The 14,474-nt window shown below is 71.1% G+C and carries 17 protein-coding genes and 1 pseudogene; 9 read left to right on the plus strand and 9 right to left on the minus strand.

Translation table 11 applies throughout. The annotated features are described in order from the left end of the window. Nucleotides 1–79: 79 nt before the first annotated feature. From leuA to FB557_RS14605, 4 genes and pseudogenes are all read left to right on the plus strand, one after another. Nucleotides 80–1,828, plus strand: coding sequence for a 2-isopropylmalate synthase (leuA, locus tag FB557_RS09825; protein WP_144857430.1), 1,749 nt, complete (start codon nucleotides 80–82; stop codon nucleotides 1,826–1,828). A 10-nt stretch (nucleotides 1,829–1,838) separates the two neighbouring features. Continuing rightward, nucleotides 1,839–2,009: a hypothetical protein gene (locus FB557_RS14200; protein ID WP_170236258.1), complete on the plus strand. Its 171-nt coding sequence runs from the start codon at nucleotides 1,839–1,841 to the stop codon at nucleotides 2,007–2,009. Between the two features lie 12 nt (nucleotides 2,010–2,021). Further along, nucleotides 2,022–2,222, plus strand: a pseudogene (locus tag FB557_RS14890) (permease); the annotation flags it as partial. 25 nt (nucleotides 2,223–2,247) lie between these two features. After that, nucleotides 2,248–2,943 carry an aldo/keto reductase gene (locus FB557_RS14605; protein ID WP_246074670.1) on the plus strand — a complete coding sequence of 232 codons (696 nt, stop codon included), beginning with the start codon at nucleotides 2,248–2,250 and terminating at the stop codon, nucleotides 2,941–2,943. A gap of 8 nt (nucleotides 2,944–2,951) precedes the next feature. Here FB557_RS14605 and FB557_RS09840 read toward each other — a convergent pair whose 3' ends face one another. Then, nucleotides 2,952–3,566 (minus strand): alpha-ketoglutarate-dependent dioxygenase AlkB, encoded by a 615-nt coding sequence (locus FB557_RS09840; protein WP_144857432.1) that lies wholly within the window; start codon nucleotides 3,564–3,566, stop codon nucleotides 2,952–2,954. 63 nt (nucleotides 3,567–3,629) lie between these two features. On the opposite strand from FB557_RS09840, the gene recO reads away from it, so the two are divergent. Both recO and FB557_RS09850 read left to right on the plus strand, forming a co-directional pair. Then, entirely contained in the window at nucleotides 3,630–4,379 is a 750-nt protein-coding gene (gene recO, locus FB557_RS09845) for a DNA repair protein RecO (RefSeq protein WP_144857433.1), read from the plus strand. Beyond that, on the plus strand, nucleotides 4,376–5,155 hold the full coding sequence (locus FB557_RS09850) for an isoprenyl transferase (RefSeq protein WP_144857434.1): 780 nt from the start codon (nucleotides 4,376–4,378) through the stop codon (nucleotides 5,153–5,155). The genes recO and FB557_RS09850 overlap by 4 nt, the downstream gene beginning before the upstream one ends. A 15-nt stretch (nucleotides 5,156–5,170) precedes the next feature. On the opposite strand, the gene FB557_RS09855 is transcribed toward FB557_RS09850, so the two are convergent. The 5 genes from FB557_RS09855 to FB557_RS09875 form a co-directional block, all read right to left on the minus strand. Then, complete coding sequence (locus FB557_RS09855) at nucleotides 5,171–5,563, minus strand: Fur family transcriptional regulator (RefSeq protein WP_144857435.1); 393 nt, start codon at nucleotides 5,561–5,563, stop codon at nucleotides 5,171–5,173. Beyond that, complete coding sequence (locus FB557_RS09860; RefSeq protein WP_144857436.1) at nucleotides 5,560–6,591, minus strand: metal ABC transporter permease; 1,032 nt, start codon at nucleotides 6,589–6,591, stop codon at nucleotides 5,560–5,562. Before FB557_RS09860 ends, FB557_RS09855 begins: the two co-directional genes overlap by 4 nt. Then, nucleotides 6,588–7,397, minus strand: coding sequence for a metal ABC transporter ATP-binding protein (locus FB557_RS09865; protein ID WP_246074673.1), 810 nt, complete (start codon nucleotides 7,395–7,397; stop codon nucleotides 6,588–6,590). Before FB557_RS09865 ends, FB557_RS09860 begins: the two co-directional genes overlap by 4 nt. Then, complete coding sequence (locus tag FB557_RS09870) at nucleotides 7,394–8,338, minus strand: metal ABC transporter substrate-binding protein (RefSeq protein ID WP_246074674.1); 945 nt, start codon at nucleotides 8,336–8,338, stop codon at nucleotides 7,394–7,396. Before FB557_RS09870 ends, FB557_RS09865 begins: the two co-directional genes overlap by 4 nt. Nucleotides 8,339–8,462: 124 nt before the next feature. Then, nucleotides 8,463–8,771 (minus strand): hypothetical protein, encoded by a 309-nt coding sequence (locus FB557_RS09875; RefSeq protein ID WP_144857439.1) that lies wholly within the window; start codon nucleotides 8,769–8,771, stop codon nucleotides 8,463–8,465. A gap of 67 nt (nucleotides 8,772–8,838) precedes the next feature. Here FB557_RS09875 and FB557_RS09880 point away from each other — a divergent pair, with 67 nt between their 5' ends. After that, complete coding sequence (locus FB557_RS09880; RefSeq protein WP_144857440.1) at nucleotides 8,839–10,257, plus strand: glycine--tRNA ligase; 1,419 nt, start codon at nucleotides 8,839–8,841, stop codon at nucleotides 10,255–10,257. Nucleotides 10,258–10,268: 11 nt separating this feature from the next. Beyond that, nucleotides 10,269–11,000 (plus strand): alpha/beta fold hydrolase, encoded by a 732-nt coding sequence (locus tag FB557_RS09885; RefSeq protein WP_144857441.1) that lies wholly within the window; start codon nucleotides 10,269–10,271, stop codon nucleotides 10,998–11,000. Here the strand turns inward: FB557_RS09885 and FB557_RS09890 are convergent. The 3 genes from FB557_RS09890 to FB557_RS09900 are packed head-to-tail and all read right to left on the minus strand — an operon-like array spanning nucleotide 10,963 to nucleotide 13,237. Beyond that, nucleotides 10,963–11,418 carry a DUF2177 family protein gene (locus tag FB557_RS09890; RefSeq protein ID WP_170236259.1) on the minus strand — a complete coding sequence of 152 codons (456 nt, stop codon included), beginning with the start codon at nucleotides 11,416–11,418 and terminating at the stop codon, nucleotides 10,963–10,965. The genes FB557_RS09885 and FB557_RS09890 overlap by 38 nt on opposite strands. Next, nucleotides 11,415–12,263 carry a sulfurtransferase gene (locus tag FB557_RS09895; protein ID WP_144857442.1) on the minus strand — a complete coding sequence of 283 codons (849 nt, stop codon included), beginning with the start codon at nucleotides 12,261–12,263 and terminating at the stop codon, nucleotides 11,415–11,417. Before FB557_RS09895 ends, FB557_RS09890 begins: the two co-directional genes overlap by 4 nt. Continuing rightward, the gene (locus FB557_RS09900; RefSeq protein ID WP_246074675.1) at nucleotides 12,260–13,237 is read right to left on the minus strand and encodes a cation diffusion facilitator family transporter; all 978 of its coding nucleotides are present in this window, start codon (nucleotides 13,235–13,237) and stop codon (nucleotides 12,260–12,262) included. Before FB557_RS09900 ends, FB557_RS09895 begins: the two co-directional genes overlap by 4 nt. 43 nt (nucleotides 13,238–13,280) lie before the next feature. Here FB557_RS09900 and FB557_RS09905 point away from each other — a divergent pair, with 43 nt between their 5' ends. Beyond that, the gene (locus FB557_RS09905) at nucleotides 13,281–14,450 is read left to right on the plus strand and encodes a hypothetical protein (protein ID WP_144857444.1); all 1,170 of its coding nucleotides are present in this window, start codon (nucleotides 13,281–13,283) and stop codon (nucleotides 14,448–14,450) included. Nucleotides 14,451–14,474: the final 24 nt, after the last annotated feature.

Genomic DNA, 14,474 nt, shown 5'->3' on the forward strand with positions numbered 1-14,474 from the left:
GAGGCCTAGTACCGGCCGCCCCTCGTCGCGGAGGAGCTCGTGCCCGGCCGAGCCAGCAGCGACGACCAGGAGCAGTACGATGATCCACCCCCAGGCCCCCTCCGGGATGCCGACCCGCAAGTACCTCCCCTTCCAGGACCAGATCAGCGTCGAGCTGCCTGACCGCACCTGGCCCGACCAGGTGATGACGAAGGCTCCGCGCTGGTGCGCGGTCGACCTGCGCGACGGCAACCAGGCGCTCATCGACCCGATGGACTCCGAGCGCAAGCTGACGATGTTCCGCCTGCTCGTGCAGATGGGCTACAAGGAGATCGAGGTCGGCTTCCCCAGCGCCAGCCAGACCGACTTCGACTTCTGCCGTCAGCTCGTCGAGGGCGGTCACATCCCGCCCGACGTGACGATCCAGGTGCTCACCCAGTGCCGCGAGCACCTCATCGAGCGGACCTTCGAGGCGATCGCCGGTGCCCCCCAGGCGATCGTGCACTTCTACAACTCGACCTCCGTGCTGCAGCGTCGCGTCGTCTTCGGCGCCAGCCAGGACGGCATCATCGACATCGCGTTGCAGGGTGCGCGTCTGTGCAAGGAGCTCGAGGCGGGCATCCCGCAGACGGTCGTCTACTACGAGTACAGCCCCGAGTCCTACACGGGCACCGAGCTGGAGTTCGCTGCGCGGATCTGCAACGAGGTCATCGCCGTGATCGACCCCACCCCCGAGCACAAGATGATCATCAACCTGCCGGCGACCGTCGAGATGGCCAGCCCCAACGTCTACGCCGACTCGATCGAGTGGATGGGCCGCCACCTCGACCGGCGGGACAGCGTGCTCATCTCGCTGCACCCGCACAACGACCGGGGCGAAGGGGTAGCCGCCGCCGAGCTCGGGTACCTGGCCGGGGCCGACCGGATCGAGGGCTGCCTCTTCGGCAACGGTGAGCGCACCGGCAACGTCGACCTCGTCACCCTGGGGATGAACCTCTTCAGCCAGGGCATCGACCCGCAGATCGACTTCAGCCGGATGGACGAGATCCGCCGCACCGTCGAGCACTGCAACCAGCTGCCGGTCCACCCGCGCCACCCGTGGGGCGGTGACCTGGTGTACACCGCCTTCTCCGGGTCGCACCAGGACGCGATCAACAAGGGCTTCGACGACATGGAGCGCCGGGCCAAGGAGGCCGGCACCAGCGTCGACGACATCCCCTGGGGCGTGCCCTACCTGCCGATCGACCCGCACGACATCGGCCGGTCCTACGAGGCCGTGGTCCGGGTCAACAGCCAGTCCGGCAAGGGCGGGGTGTCCTACCTGCTCAAGGCCGACCACGGCCTGGACATGCCGCGGCGCCTGCAGGTCGAGTTCTCTCAGGTGGTCCAGCGCAAGACCGACAGCGAAGGGGGAGAGGTCAGCGCCGAGGCGCTGTGGCGGATCTTCTCCGACGAGTACCTGCACGGCGAGGTCGAGGGGGAGCGCTGGGGCCGCCTCAGCCCGGTCCGCTCGACCCTCACCGGCAGCGAGGACGGGATGGACCACATCGAGTCGGTCATCCGCGACGGCGGGCAGGAGGTCACCCTGCACGGACGCGGCAACGGCCCGATCGACGCCTTCACCGACGCCCTGTCGAGCATCGGCGTCGACGTGCGGGTGCTCGACTACCACGAGCATGCGCTCTCCGCCGGTGGTGATGCGCGCGCCGCGTCCTACGTCGAGTGCGCGGTCGGGGACCGGGTGCTGTGGGGGGTCGGGCTGCACGAGTCGATCGTCAAGGCCTCGTTGCGGGCGATCATGTCGGCGGTGAACAGGGCAGAACGCGACTCGGCTCGGGTCTCGCTCTAGTGTGGGCGGCGTGAGCCACGACCTGGACAGCACGGACTGGGAGGTCCGACCTCGACCGGAGGCCGGACGACGCGAGTCGGCGCTGCCGGTCTTCGTCCTCGCCGGGGCCATCGCCGCTCTCACCCTGGCCCGGCCGTGGATCACCGGGCTCTTCGAGGAGCACACCGCGCTCGCGTCGTGATTCACCGTCTTCGTGTCGATCTCGTTGCAGGCGCTGCCCTTCCTCGTCCTCGGAGTAGTGCTCTCGGCGGCGATCGCCGTGCTCATCCCACCGGACGCCATCACCCGGATGCTCCCGCGACGGCCCGCCTCGGCGGTGCCGGTCGCGGGACTGTCCGGGATGGTGCTCCCAGGGTGCGAGTGGGCCAGCGTGCCGATCGCCGGCTCGCTCGTCTCCCGAGGGATCCGGCCAGACCGAGATGGTGCTGGCCCGCTTCCTCGCCTCCTTCGCCACGGCGGTCATCGTCGGCTGGGTGTGGTTGCGGCTCGGGCGCGACGACATGATCAAGATGCCCTCGCGGGAGCACGTCCACGGCAGCCGCCTGGCGCAGATGGTCGCGGCGGCCCGGCACGACTTCCTTCACGCCGGGGGATTCCTCGTCCTGGGCAGCGCCGTGGCCGCCTCGGTGGGCGTGCTGCTCCCCACCGCCTGGTTTTCGACGGTCCCTCCGGTACCCTCATCGTCGCCGTTCTCGTCATGGCCGCCTTCGCCTTCGTCGTGGCCGTCTGCTAGCAGCGGGCGCGGTCGGTCACCTCGGCCTGAGCGAGGTCACCGCATCGGAGCTGCGGCGCGCGCATGCCGTCCACCCGATCAGCGCGGTGCAGAGCGAGTGGAGCGTGTGGTCGCCGCGATCGGCGAGGTGGCCGGGAGGTATGGAGCCAGCCGCGCACAGGTGGCACTTGCCTGGCTGGTCCAGCGCGCGGACCGGCTCGGCGTGACCTGCGTGCCGATCCCCGGATCACGGCGAGTCCAGCGGATGCGGGAGAACCTCGCCTTCGCCGATCTCAGGCTTGACGACGACGCGATGGCTGAGCTGGACGCGGTGGCGGCCGCAGTGGAGGGCGGCCGAAACATCAACTTGGACCCGACCTGGATCAGCTCCGGTCGCGAGTAAGCGGTCGGTCAGCGCACCCCGCGGACCCGGTACTGGATGCTGATCCGGGCGGAGGTCACCCCCTTCGCCTTGGGGACGCAGTGGTCCCAGGTCCGCTGGCACGACCCGCCCATGACGATCAGGTCACCGTGGCCGAGGGTCACCCGGGTGCTCGAGCCGCCGTCCCGAGGGCGCAGGGCCAGCACCCGGGCCGAGCCGAGGGAGACGATCGCGATCATCGTGTCGCGCTCACGGCTGCGGCCGATGCGATCTCCGTGCCAGGCGACGGAGTCCTCGCCGTCGCGGTAGAGGCACATCCCGGCGGTCGCGAAGGGCTCGCCGAGCTCGTCTCGATAGTGCTCGGTGAGGACCGCGCCAGCCTGGCGAACGATGTCGCGGGGGAGCGGCTCGCCCTCGGCGTAGAAGCGGGTCAGGCGGGGCACGTCGAGCACCCGGTCGTACATCTGGCGGCGCTCGGCGACCCAGTCCACCTCACGGACCAGGGTGTCCAGGACCTCGTGCCCGCCGGTGAGCCAGCCCGGTTGGACGTCGATCCACGCCGTGGCATCGAGCGCCCGACGACTCGGGGCCAGCGGCGCCAGCGTCGGCACCGCCGCCTCGTCGAAGAGGGTCGCCTGCAGCATGTGCCCAGGCTAGCAGCCCGATCGAACAGGTGTGCGAGGAACGGCGTGTAGGAGACTGTCCCCATGCCCCTCTACCGTGACTCCGGTGTCGTGCTGCGCACGCACAAGCTCGGTGAGGCGGACCGGATCATCACGATCCTCACCCGGTCGAGAGGCAAGGTGCGGGCGGTGGCGAAGGGTGTGCGCCGCACCAAGTCCCGCTTCGGGGCGCGCCTCGAGCCCGGCATGCACGTCGACCTGCAGTGCTACGAGGGGCGTTCCCTGGACACGATCACCCAGGCCGTCGGGCTGGACGCCTGGGGCCACGTGCTCGCCTCGTCCTACGCCGACTGGACGGCCGCTGTCGCGATCCTCGAGACCGCCGACCGGCTGACCGAGGAGCACGAGAGCGCGGTGGCGCAGTACCACCTGCTGTGCGGTGCCCTGCGCACCCTCGCCGGCGGCGCCCACGAGGCGACGCTGGTCCTCGACGCCTACCTGCTGCGGGCGCTCTCGGTGGCCGGGTGGGCGCCGAGCCTGCACGACTGCGCTCGGTGCGGGGCCGAGGGGCCGCACCGAGCGTTCCACATCGCCTCCGGCGGAGCGGTGTGCCCCAGCTGCCGCCCGGCCGGCTCCTCGGCGCCGGCGCCGGCGACCCTCGAGCTGCTCGGTGCGCTGCTGTCCGGGGACTGGGCGCGGGCCGACGACTCCGGCCCTCGCGAGCGTCGCGAGGGCAGCGGGCTGACCGCAGCCTTCGCCCAGTGGCACCTCGAGCGCGGGATCCGCGCGCTCGGGTACGTCGACCGCACCCCCGATCCCGGAAGGACACGATGAGCCGCTACGTCCCCCCCTTCGCCCATCCCAGCGGCGCCCGCCCGCCGGCACTGCCCCCCGAGCTCGTCCCGGGTCATGTCGCGATCGTCATGGACGGCAACGGCCGCTGGGCCAACGAGCGCGGGCTGCCCCGCACCCGAGGGCACGAGGCCGGTGAGGCGGCCCTGCTCGACGTGGTGGCCGGTGCGCTCGAGATCGGGGTCACCCACCTGTCGGCGTACGCGTTCTCGACCGAGAACTGGAAGCGCTCGCCCGAGGAGGTGCGCTTCCTCATGGGCTTCAACCGCGACGTGATCCGTCGGCGACGCGACCAGCTGCACGAGTGGGGGGTGCGGATGCGCTGGGTGGGGCGGCGCCCCCGGCTGTGGGGCTCGGTGATCAAGGAGCTGGAGACCGCCCAGGAGCTGACCGCCGACAACGACGCGATGACCTTGTACTTCTGCGTCAACTACGGAGGCCGGGCCGAGATCGCCGACGCCGTGCAGCGCATCGCCGAGGACGTCCGCCGGGGCCGGCTCAAGGGCAGCGGCGTCGACGAGCGGACGGTCGCCCGGTACCTGCCCGAGCCGGGGATGCCGGACGTCGACCTCTTCGTGCGCTCCAGCGGTGAGCAGCGCACGAGCAACTTCCTGCTGTGGCAGAGCGCCTACGCCGAGATGGTCTTCCAGGAGACGCTGTGGCCGGACTACGACCGCCGGCACCTGTGGCAGGCCATCGAGACGTACGCCCGGCGCGACCGGAGGTACGGGGGAGCCGTGGACCGCCCGTCGAGCTGACCCGCAGGTGCCCGATCAGTCGGCGCAGTCCTGGCAGGTGCCGAAGATCTCGACGGTGTGCTCGACGTCGACGAAGCCGTGCTCGTCGCTGACCCGGGTGGCCCAGCGCTCCACGGCAGGTCCCTCGATCTCCACCGCCCGGCCGCACCCACGGCAGACGAGGTGGTGGTGGTGCCCGGTGCTGCAGCTGCGGTAGAGCGACTCGCCGTCGTCGGTCCGGACGACGTCGACGTCGCCGTCGTCGCTCATCGCCTGCAGCGCCCGGTAGACCGTCGCCAACCCGATCTTGGTGCCCTCGCGCTGGAGGTGGGCGTGCAGCTGCTGGGCGGAGTGGAACTCCGGCGAGGTGGCCAGCGCCTCGGCGACGGCGCGGCGCTGCCGGGTGGGTCGTCGCGTGGTCTGGGTCATCGCTGTCCTCCCGTCGGTGTCGGGGCCGACTCTACGTCGTCGTGCTCACCGTCGTCGTGCTCACCGTGCTCGTGCCAGTGGTCGCCGTGAGCCGCGTGCCGGTGGCCGTCGTGCAGGTAGTCGACGTGGTCTCCGTGCAGCACCTGCTCGTGACCACAGCTCTCCCAGTGGACGTGCCCGTGGGGGTGCCCGGTGACCGGGGTGCTCCGGGACCGCCGCAGCGTCCTATGCAGGCCTGCTCCGGTGGCCGAGACGACGAAGACCGCGATGAGGATCAGGACGATGGTGCCGCCGGAGGGGGTGTCGGCGTAGAAGGAGGTGATCACCCCGCCGACGCTGGCGAGCACGCCGACGAGCACGGCCCACAGTAGCGACCCGCGGTAGCTGCGCCCGAGCTGCTGGCCGGTCGCGTTCGGCAGGATCATCAGGGCGCTGATGAGCAGCAGCCCGACGACGCGCATCGAAACCACGACGATCAGGGCAGTCAGCGCGGCGAGCAGCACATTGAGCGCGGTGACCGGCAGTCCGACAGCCCGGGCGTACTCCTCGTCCTGGGCCACGGCGAAGAGGCGCTGGCGCATCAGGCCCGTCGCCAGCACCACCGCGAGGGTCAGCGTCGCGAAGGTCACGAGGTCGGCCCGGGTCACGGTCGTGATCGCCCCGAAGAGGAAGCCGGAGAGGTTCACGGATGACCCGCTGGGTGCCTTCGCGACGAGGACCACACCGGCGGCGATCCCGCCGTAGAACATCACCGCGAGCGCGAGGTCGCCGCTCGTGCGGGCGTAGTGCCGCAACAGCTCGATGAGCACCGCCGCCACGAGGGTCACGACGAGGGCGACGAAGACCGGTGAGGTCGAGGTGGCCACCCCGATCCCGACGCCCGCGAGGGCCATGTGGCCCAGTCCGTCGCCGATGAGCGACATGCCCCGCTGGACGAGGAAGACCCCGACGAGCGGGGCGGCGAGCCCGACGAGCAGAGCAGCCATGAGCGCGTTGCGCATGAACTCGAGGGAGAGCAGGTCGCTCATCGGGCGCTCCCGGTGGTGGGGATCTGTCGTGGCAGGTGCGAAGGGGGCGGAGCCAGGTCGTCGTCGTGATGGTGGTGGTCGTGGGCGTGGTCTGAGTCGGAGAGTGCCGCGGGCGGGCCGTCGTAGGTGATCCCGCCGTCCCTGACCACGACGGCGCGGGTGACGATGTCGCGCAGGGCGGCGAGCTCGTGGGTGACGATGATCATCGTGGCACCGGACGCGACGAGGCGCGCCAGGACGTCGGCGAGCACCTGCTGGTTGCCGACGTCGACCCCGGCGGTCGGCTCGTCGAGGAGGAACAGCTCGGGGGAGGACGCCAGCGCCCGGGCGATGAGCACCCGCCGCTGCTGGCCTCCCGAGAGGGTGGCCACGTCGTGCGTCCGCTGGCTGCCCAGGCCGACGACGTCGATGGCGTCGCGGATCACCCGACGCTCGCTGCGGCGGTACTGGCGCCACGGCGCCCACACCGGGTGGTGGGGGACACGCCCGATGGCCACGATCTCCTCCACCGTGGCCTTGATCGCCGCCGAGAGGGTGTGCCGCTGCGGGACGTAGCCCAGTCGGGTGCGGTCCGAGAGCTCGTCGGCCGCTTCCCCGAAGAGCTCGACGGTCCCGGAGGTCAGCTGGGCAAGACCGAGGATGCCCTTGACGATGGTGGACTTGCCCGACCCGTTCGGCCCGAGCACCGCGATCACCTCGCCCGCGTCGACGGTCAGGTCGACCCCGGTCACGACGACGCGCTCGGCGTACCCGAAGGACGCCGAGCGCAGTCGGACGACCGGCGTGGCCAGCCGTGGAGAGGTCACGAGCAGTCCTGCCCCTTCTTCAGCGTCTCGAGGTTGGCATCCATGATGCCGAAGTAGTCATGCGCGGCGGAGGAGTCGGTGACCCCCTCGATCGGGTCGAGGACCTCGACCGTGGCTCCGGTCTCCTTGGCGATCGTGTCGGCGACGTCGGTGGGCACGAGCGTCTCGGCGTAGATCGTCGCGATGTCGTGCTCCTTGACGTGCGCGACGACCTCGGCCATCGCCGTCGAGCTGGGCTCGGTGTCCGGGCCGAGGGTGATGGCCTCCTGGTGGAAGCCGTACGCGTCGGCGAGATAGCCGAAGGCGGCGTGGTTGGTCACGAGGTCGTCCTGAGTGCAGGTCTTCAGGCCCTCGGTGAAGCTCGCGTCGAGGTCGGTCAGGCGGGTGCGCAGGTCCTTCGCCGCTGCCGTGTAGTCCGACTGGTGCTCCGGGTCGAGCCGGCCGAGCTCCTCGGCGATGGCGTCGGCGACATCGGCGTAGCGCATCGGGTCCAGCCAGAAGTGCGGGTCCTGAGAGCCGTGGTCGTGGTCGTGGTCGTCGCCTTCGTGCTCGTGGCCTTCGCCCTCGTGCTCGTCGGTCGTGCTGAGGTCGAGCCGCGCGGCCTCGGTCACGTCCAGGCTCTCCTTCGCCTCACCCACGGCGTCGTCGACCGCGGGCTGGAAGTCCTTGAGATAGACCAGCGCGTCGGCCTTGCTCACCGTGAGGACGTCCTGGGGCGAGAGCTCGAGGTCGTGCGGCTCGGCGCCGGGCTTGGTGAGGTTGTTCACGCTGACCCGCTCGCCCCCGACCTGCTCGATCGCGTACTGGAGCGGGTAGAAGGAGGTGACGACGTCGAGCGTCTCGCCTGCCGCCTCGCCCTGGCCCTCGGTGGAGGAGCTGCTCTCGCCGCAGGCGGCGAGGGAGAGGGCGGCGACGGCGGAGAGGGCGACGAGCTTCTGCATGACAACCATTCTCACTACTTCGATAATGGTTGTCAATCCAGCGCCCCCGCAGATCCCTAGGCTTCTGTCAGGCGCTCAGGAAGATTCCTGAGCGCCTGACAGAAACCTAGGGAAATTCGGATCTTTAGCGGGGGAGGGCGCGGACTATCGTGACCGCGACGACGAGCGCGATGACGGCGAGGCGCAGCAGCTTCTCCGACTGCGTGAGCCGGGGCCAGCTGATCGCCAGGACCCACACGAGGATGAGCGCGGCAGCGGCGAGGAGCAGCCACCCCCAGCTCTGCAAGACGCTCCCGATGATCACGAGCCCGAAGACGAAGAGCACCGGGACGGCGGGCGGCAGGCCGGAGACGAACCGGACCAGCGGGGCAGTGGCCCGCGCCACGGGGGTGTCCGACGGGGTCTGCGACGAGGGAGCGCGGTGGTCTGGCACGGGACCAGCGTAGGCGCCTGTCCAAGCGGTTCTCGCCGCACCCCGACGGGCCGATAACCTTGCCCGCATGGCCAAGCAGACCTCGACCGTCGACACCGTCGTCTCCCTGTGCAAGCGCCGCGGGTTCGTCTTCCCCTGCGGCGAGATCTACGGAGGGACGCGTTCGGCCTGGGACTACGGCCCGCTCGGTGTCGAGCTGAAGGAGAACATCAAGCGGCAGTGGTGGCGCTCGATGGTCCAGGGTCGCGACGACGTCGTCGGCCTGGACTCCTCGATCATCCTCCCGCGCGAGACCTGGGTCGCCTCCGGCCACGTCGGCACCTTCTCCGACCCGCTGGTCGAGTGCCTCCAGTGCCACAAGCGGCACCGCCTCGACCACCTCCAGGAGGCACTGGCCGACAAGGTCAACGCGAAGAAGGGCGCCGACGCCCCGGAGGTCAACCCCGACGACATCCCGGCGAGCGACATCGCCTGCCCGGACTGCGGGACGCGGGGGCGTTGGACCGAGCCGCGCGAGTTCAACATGATGCTCAAGACCTACCTCGGGGTGGTCGAGGACGAGAGCGGCCTGCACTACCTGCGCCCCGAGACCGCGCAGGGCATCTTCATCAACTTCCTCAACGTCCTCGGGACGAGCCGGCGCAAGCCCCCCTTCGGCATCGGTCAGATCGGCAAGTCCTTCCGCAACGAGATCACGCCGGGCAACTTCATCTTCCGCACCCGTGAGTTCGAGCAGATGGAGATGGAGTTCTTCGTCAAGCCCGGCGAGGACGAGCAGTGGCACCGCTACTGGATCGAGGAGCGGATGCGCTGGTACACCGACCTCGGGATCAACCCCGACAACCTGCGTCTCTACGAGCACCCGAAGGAGAAGCTCAGCCACTACTCCAAGGGCACGACCGACATCGAGTACCGGTTCGGCTTCACCGGCAGCGAGTGGGGCGAGCTTGAAGGCATCGCCAACCGCACCGACTTCGACCTCTCCAGCCACAGCAAGCACTCGGGCACCGAGCTGGTGTACTTCGACCAGGCGAGCGGGGAGAAGTACACCCCCTTCGTCATCGAACCGGCCGCCGGCCTGTCACGCTCGCTCATGACCTTCCTCGTCGACGCGTACGCCGAGGACGAGGCGCCCAACGCCAAGGGCGGGGTCGACAAGCGCACGGTGCTGCGCCTGGACCACCGCCTCGCGCCGGTCAAGGCGGCCGTGCTCCCGCTCTCGCGCAACGCCGACCTCTCGCCGAAGGCCCGCGACCTCGCCGCCGCGCTGCGCCAGCACTGGAACGTCGACTTCGACGACGCCCAGGCGATCGGCAAGCGCTACCGGCGCCAGGACGAGATCGGTACGCCGTACTGCATCACCGTGGACTTCGACACCCTGCAGGACGACTCGGTGACGATCCGCGAGCGCGACACCATGGCGCAGGAGCGGATCAGCATCGACCAGGTGCAGGCCTACCTCGCCCCTCGCCTCCTCGGCTGCTGAGGGCCGCGCGGATGCCTCTCGAGCTGGTGCTCGTCCACGGCAGCCGGCTCAACGCCGCCTGCTGGGGTCCGTTGCGCGAGAGGCTGCCCGGCCATGTCATCCACGCACCCGACCTGCCGGGTCACGGGACGCGCCTCGGCGAGGACTTCGACATGGACTCGGCGGTCGCCGTGGTCGAGCAGGCGGTCATCGAGTGCGCCGCCCCGCCGCTGCTCGTGGGCCACAGTCTCGGCGGGTACGTCGCGCTGGAGTGCGCGGCCCGGGCCGGGCATCGCGAGATCGCCGGACTGGCGCTGCTCGGCGCCTCCGCCGACCCGAGCACCCCGATGGCCGCCCCGTACAAGGCCGTCGGCGAAGGGGTGCGCCTGGGCCTGTCCGTGACCCGGCTGAGGGAGACCCTGACCGCCGCCGACAAGACCCTGCTGCAGCGGGCCCTCGGCGAGGCCGGTGAGGCCATCGTCGAGCACGGCGTGGACGTGGCGACCATCCCCGTCGCGTGGCAGGCCGTGGTCGATCACGGTGACCTCTCGCTGCTGCACGACGTGAGCGTCCCGGTGCGCTTCATCAACGGTCAGCTGGACCAGTTCCGGCTCGGGGAGCAGGACGCGCTGCGACTTCGGCCGGGCGCGACTGTCGTTCACGTGCCGGGGACGCACCTGGCTCCGGTCACCCACCCGGACGGGGTCGCGAAGGCGTTGCGCGACTTCATCGCCGAGGAGATCCGCCCAGGCCGAGCCGGTTGACCGCGGCCGCGGCCAGACCGCAGGCCAGGGCGCTCGCGACGGTGCCCCATGCGATGTCGACCGGGACGATGCCGACCGGGAAGCCGTCGATGACGGCGAGGCTGGTGAGGTCCCACGTCGAGTAGGCGACGAGCCCGAGCATCCCGCCCCGCAGCGCGGCCGGGGCGACGCGGCGAGCAGCCACCCCTTCGACGGTCCCGAAGTAGGTGAGCCCGCCGCAGTAGACGACGTAGAAGAGGGCCGCGGCGCTCACGTTTGCCGGCTCGGCCGCGAGAGGTCCGAGGGCGTCGCGGTAGTGCCCGCCGGCCACGATGCCCAGCCACACCCCGTCAAGCACCCCGAAGGCCACCGCCGTGGCGAGCAGCGAGGCCAGCCACCCTCTGCCGGTGACTGCGGTGCGCTCACGGTCGCGGTTCACGACTCCCCCTCGGCGTCGACGGTCGCGTTGGGGCGGCCGCTGTCGGTGATCCACTGACTCCAGGACCCGATGTAGGGCAGTGCGGCGATCCCGGCCTCGTGCATCGCCAGGACGCTGTGCGCGGCGGTGATCCCGGAGCCGCAGTACGCGCCGACCGGGGCGCTGCCGCCGCGGTGCGCGCCGACGGCGTGGAAGCGAGCTCGGAGCTGCTCCGCGGGCAGCATCGTGCCGTCGTCGGCGATCAGGTCGGCCATCGGCACGTTGACCGCTCCGGGGATATGACCGGCGACCGCGTCGATGGGCTCCTCCTCGCCGCGGAAGCGTGCCGGGGTACGCGCGTCGACGAGCACGCCGGCCTCGGCGACCTGCGCTGCCGTCACGGCGTCGAGCACGGCCTGCGAGCCCGGCTGCACGCTGACCCCTCCCGGCGGCGGGTCGACCTGCTCGGTGCTTGTCGGGTACCCCGCCCGCTCCCATCCGTCCAGACCGCCGTCGAGGACCAGGACCGAGTCGAGCCCGGCCCAGCGCAGCACCCACCAGGCGCGGGCCGCGGCCAGCGAGGTGCGTTGGTCGTACACGACGACCGTGTCGCCCTGCTCGACCCCGGCCTGGCGAAGGGCGCGCTCGAGCACCTCGGCCTCGGGCAGGGGGTGTCGACCGCCGGCACCGGGCGGGCCGGCCAGGGCCGTGTCCAGGTCAAGCGCCCGGGCCCCGGGGATGTGGCGGTCACGGTAGAGCTCGTCGTTCGAGCGCCCGCCGAGCTCGTACTGGACGTCGAGGACGACGACCCGGTCGTCACCCTCGAGCATCGTGCTCACGGTGGTGGGGGTGATCAGTGCACTCATGTCGTCTTCCCTTCGGCGGGTGAGCCCGCGACCTGGTCGGGTCCGTGGATCGGCACCTCGGTCTCGTAGTCGTCGTAGGAGCGAGGGTCCTCGCGCGGCTCGAGGTGGATGCTCATGATCAGCTCGGGGATCGCCTCGAGCAGCGCTTGATCGATCTCCTCAAGGCGGTCGTGCGACTCGCGCACGCTCCAACGCCCGGGGACAAGCATGTGTACCTGGGCGAACATCCGGTGCCCCGAGACCCGGGTGCTCAACCCGTGGAAGTGGACCTGCCCCGAGCTGTGGTCGGTCAGCACCGCGATGATCTGCTCGGTCGTCACCTCGTCCACCGGTGAGTCCATGAGGCCCTCGGAGGACTCGCGGAGCAGCTGCCATCCCGCGAGCAGTATGTTGGCTGCGACGACGAGGGCGACCACCGGGTCCAGCCACTCCAGTCCGCTGAGCCAGACCAGGCCCACGCCGAGCACGACCCCCACCGAGGTGACGACGTCGGTCATGAGGTGACGGCCGTCGGCGCGCAGGGTGATCGAGCGGTGGCGGCGCCCGGCCCGGATGAGGATGACGGCGACGGCGGCGTTGAGCACCGATGCGATCACCGAGATGGTCAGCCCGACCCCGACCTCCTCGAGCGGGCTCGGGTCGAGCAGTCGAAGCACCGACTGCCAGATGATGACCAGCGCCGCGACCGCGATCATCGCGCCCTCGATCGCCGCGGAGAAGTACTCGGCCTTGGCGTGACCGAAGTGGTGGGTCTGATCGGCGGGTCGCGCGGCGACCCGCAACGCGACCAGCGCAGCAATCGCGGCGACCAGGTTGACCAGGGACTCCACGGCGTCGGAGAGCAGGCCGACGGAGTCGGTGACCAGCCAGGCGCTCGTCTTCAGCCCGATCGTCGCCAGCGCGGCCGCGATCGCCACCCAGGCGTACCGCTCCAGCGAGCCTCGGCCCGCACCCACGCTCGATCGCCCCGTCACGACCCCATCCTCTCCCACCCCTTCGTCTGGCATGCTCGTGCCCGTGCGTGCAGCACCGCGACGACGCGAGCAGCGGCGGCGGCCCCGGAGGGCGACGGTCGCGCTCGTTGCTGTGCTGCTCGCGGCGGCTGGCTGCACCGGCAGCGAGGAGCCCACCGACGAGTCGAGCTCCACCCACGTCTCGGTGCACGAGCTCGACGGGGCGAGGGTCGACCTGCTCGCCGCCGATGTCCCGATCGCAGAGCTGCCCGAGACGACGGACCGGGAGGCGAGCGGCCTGCCACCGACCCTCGGGATCGAGCCCGGCCAGGACCTGCCCGGCCTCGCCGCGACCGACCAGCCCGTGCGCGCGGTGATGCTGCGCCAGGCGGAGACCTCGGCGCGGGTCCACCTCGTCCTCTACCTCCCGGGCGCCGAGGAGGAGTACGTCGAGGTCGACCGCGAGCTGCACGGACGACTGCAGGACGGCCCCGAGCCCCTCACGCCGCAGAGCAGCTGGATCTCCCGGGACGGACACCAGGTCGTCGTCCCCCAGCCGGGCGCGGTCGTCGTCGTCGACGTCGCGGGCGGATCGGTGAGCGAGGTCGCAATCCCCGACGAGACCGTCGCCCAGGCCGGCTGGACCGCCAGCGGCGACCTCCTCGCCCAGGGCCGCACGGCCGCGTGGCGGGTGAGCGACGGCACCGCGACGCGCGACCACGGCTCGACCGCGACCACCTCACGGCGGCTCATCACCAGCTCCCCGGGACACCTGAGCATGGCCTCCTACGACGAGGACGGTGGGATCGCCGGGGACCGGGGCCCCATGCCTGGACCGGTCAACAGCGTGCTGGGCCCGACCGCGGTCTCGCCGCAGGGCCGAGCAGCGGCCGCGGTCTCCCTCCTGCCGCCGGTGGCGGCGGACCTGGGTGCCGACGAAGCGATCTACATCTCCGCGCCCGACGCCACCGACGACGCCCGGATCCTCGCCTTCGAGCGGGGCGAGGGGTCCTTCTCCGGTCCACAGCCGTCGGGCTGGAGCGGCGAGCGGGTGCTGCTCTCCTCGACCTTCACCCAGACCCAGCCCTGGATCCTCGAGTACGACCCGGCCGAGGGCGCCGTGGCCCGGGTCGCCGAGCTCACCGGCTACGTCGGCGGCCCGCGCCCGAAGCCCGGGGAGCTGGTCCTGCACCCAGCGCTGGCCTCGCCCTGGCCCGCGGTTGGAGCCGACTAGCCCATCGATGGGACGATGGGGGCG

Source organism: Marihabitans asiaticum, from assembly GCF_007828725.1.
Lineage (GTDB): Bacteria > Actinomycetota > Actinomycetes > Actinomycetales > Dermatophilaceae > Marihabitans > Marihabitans asiaticum.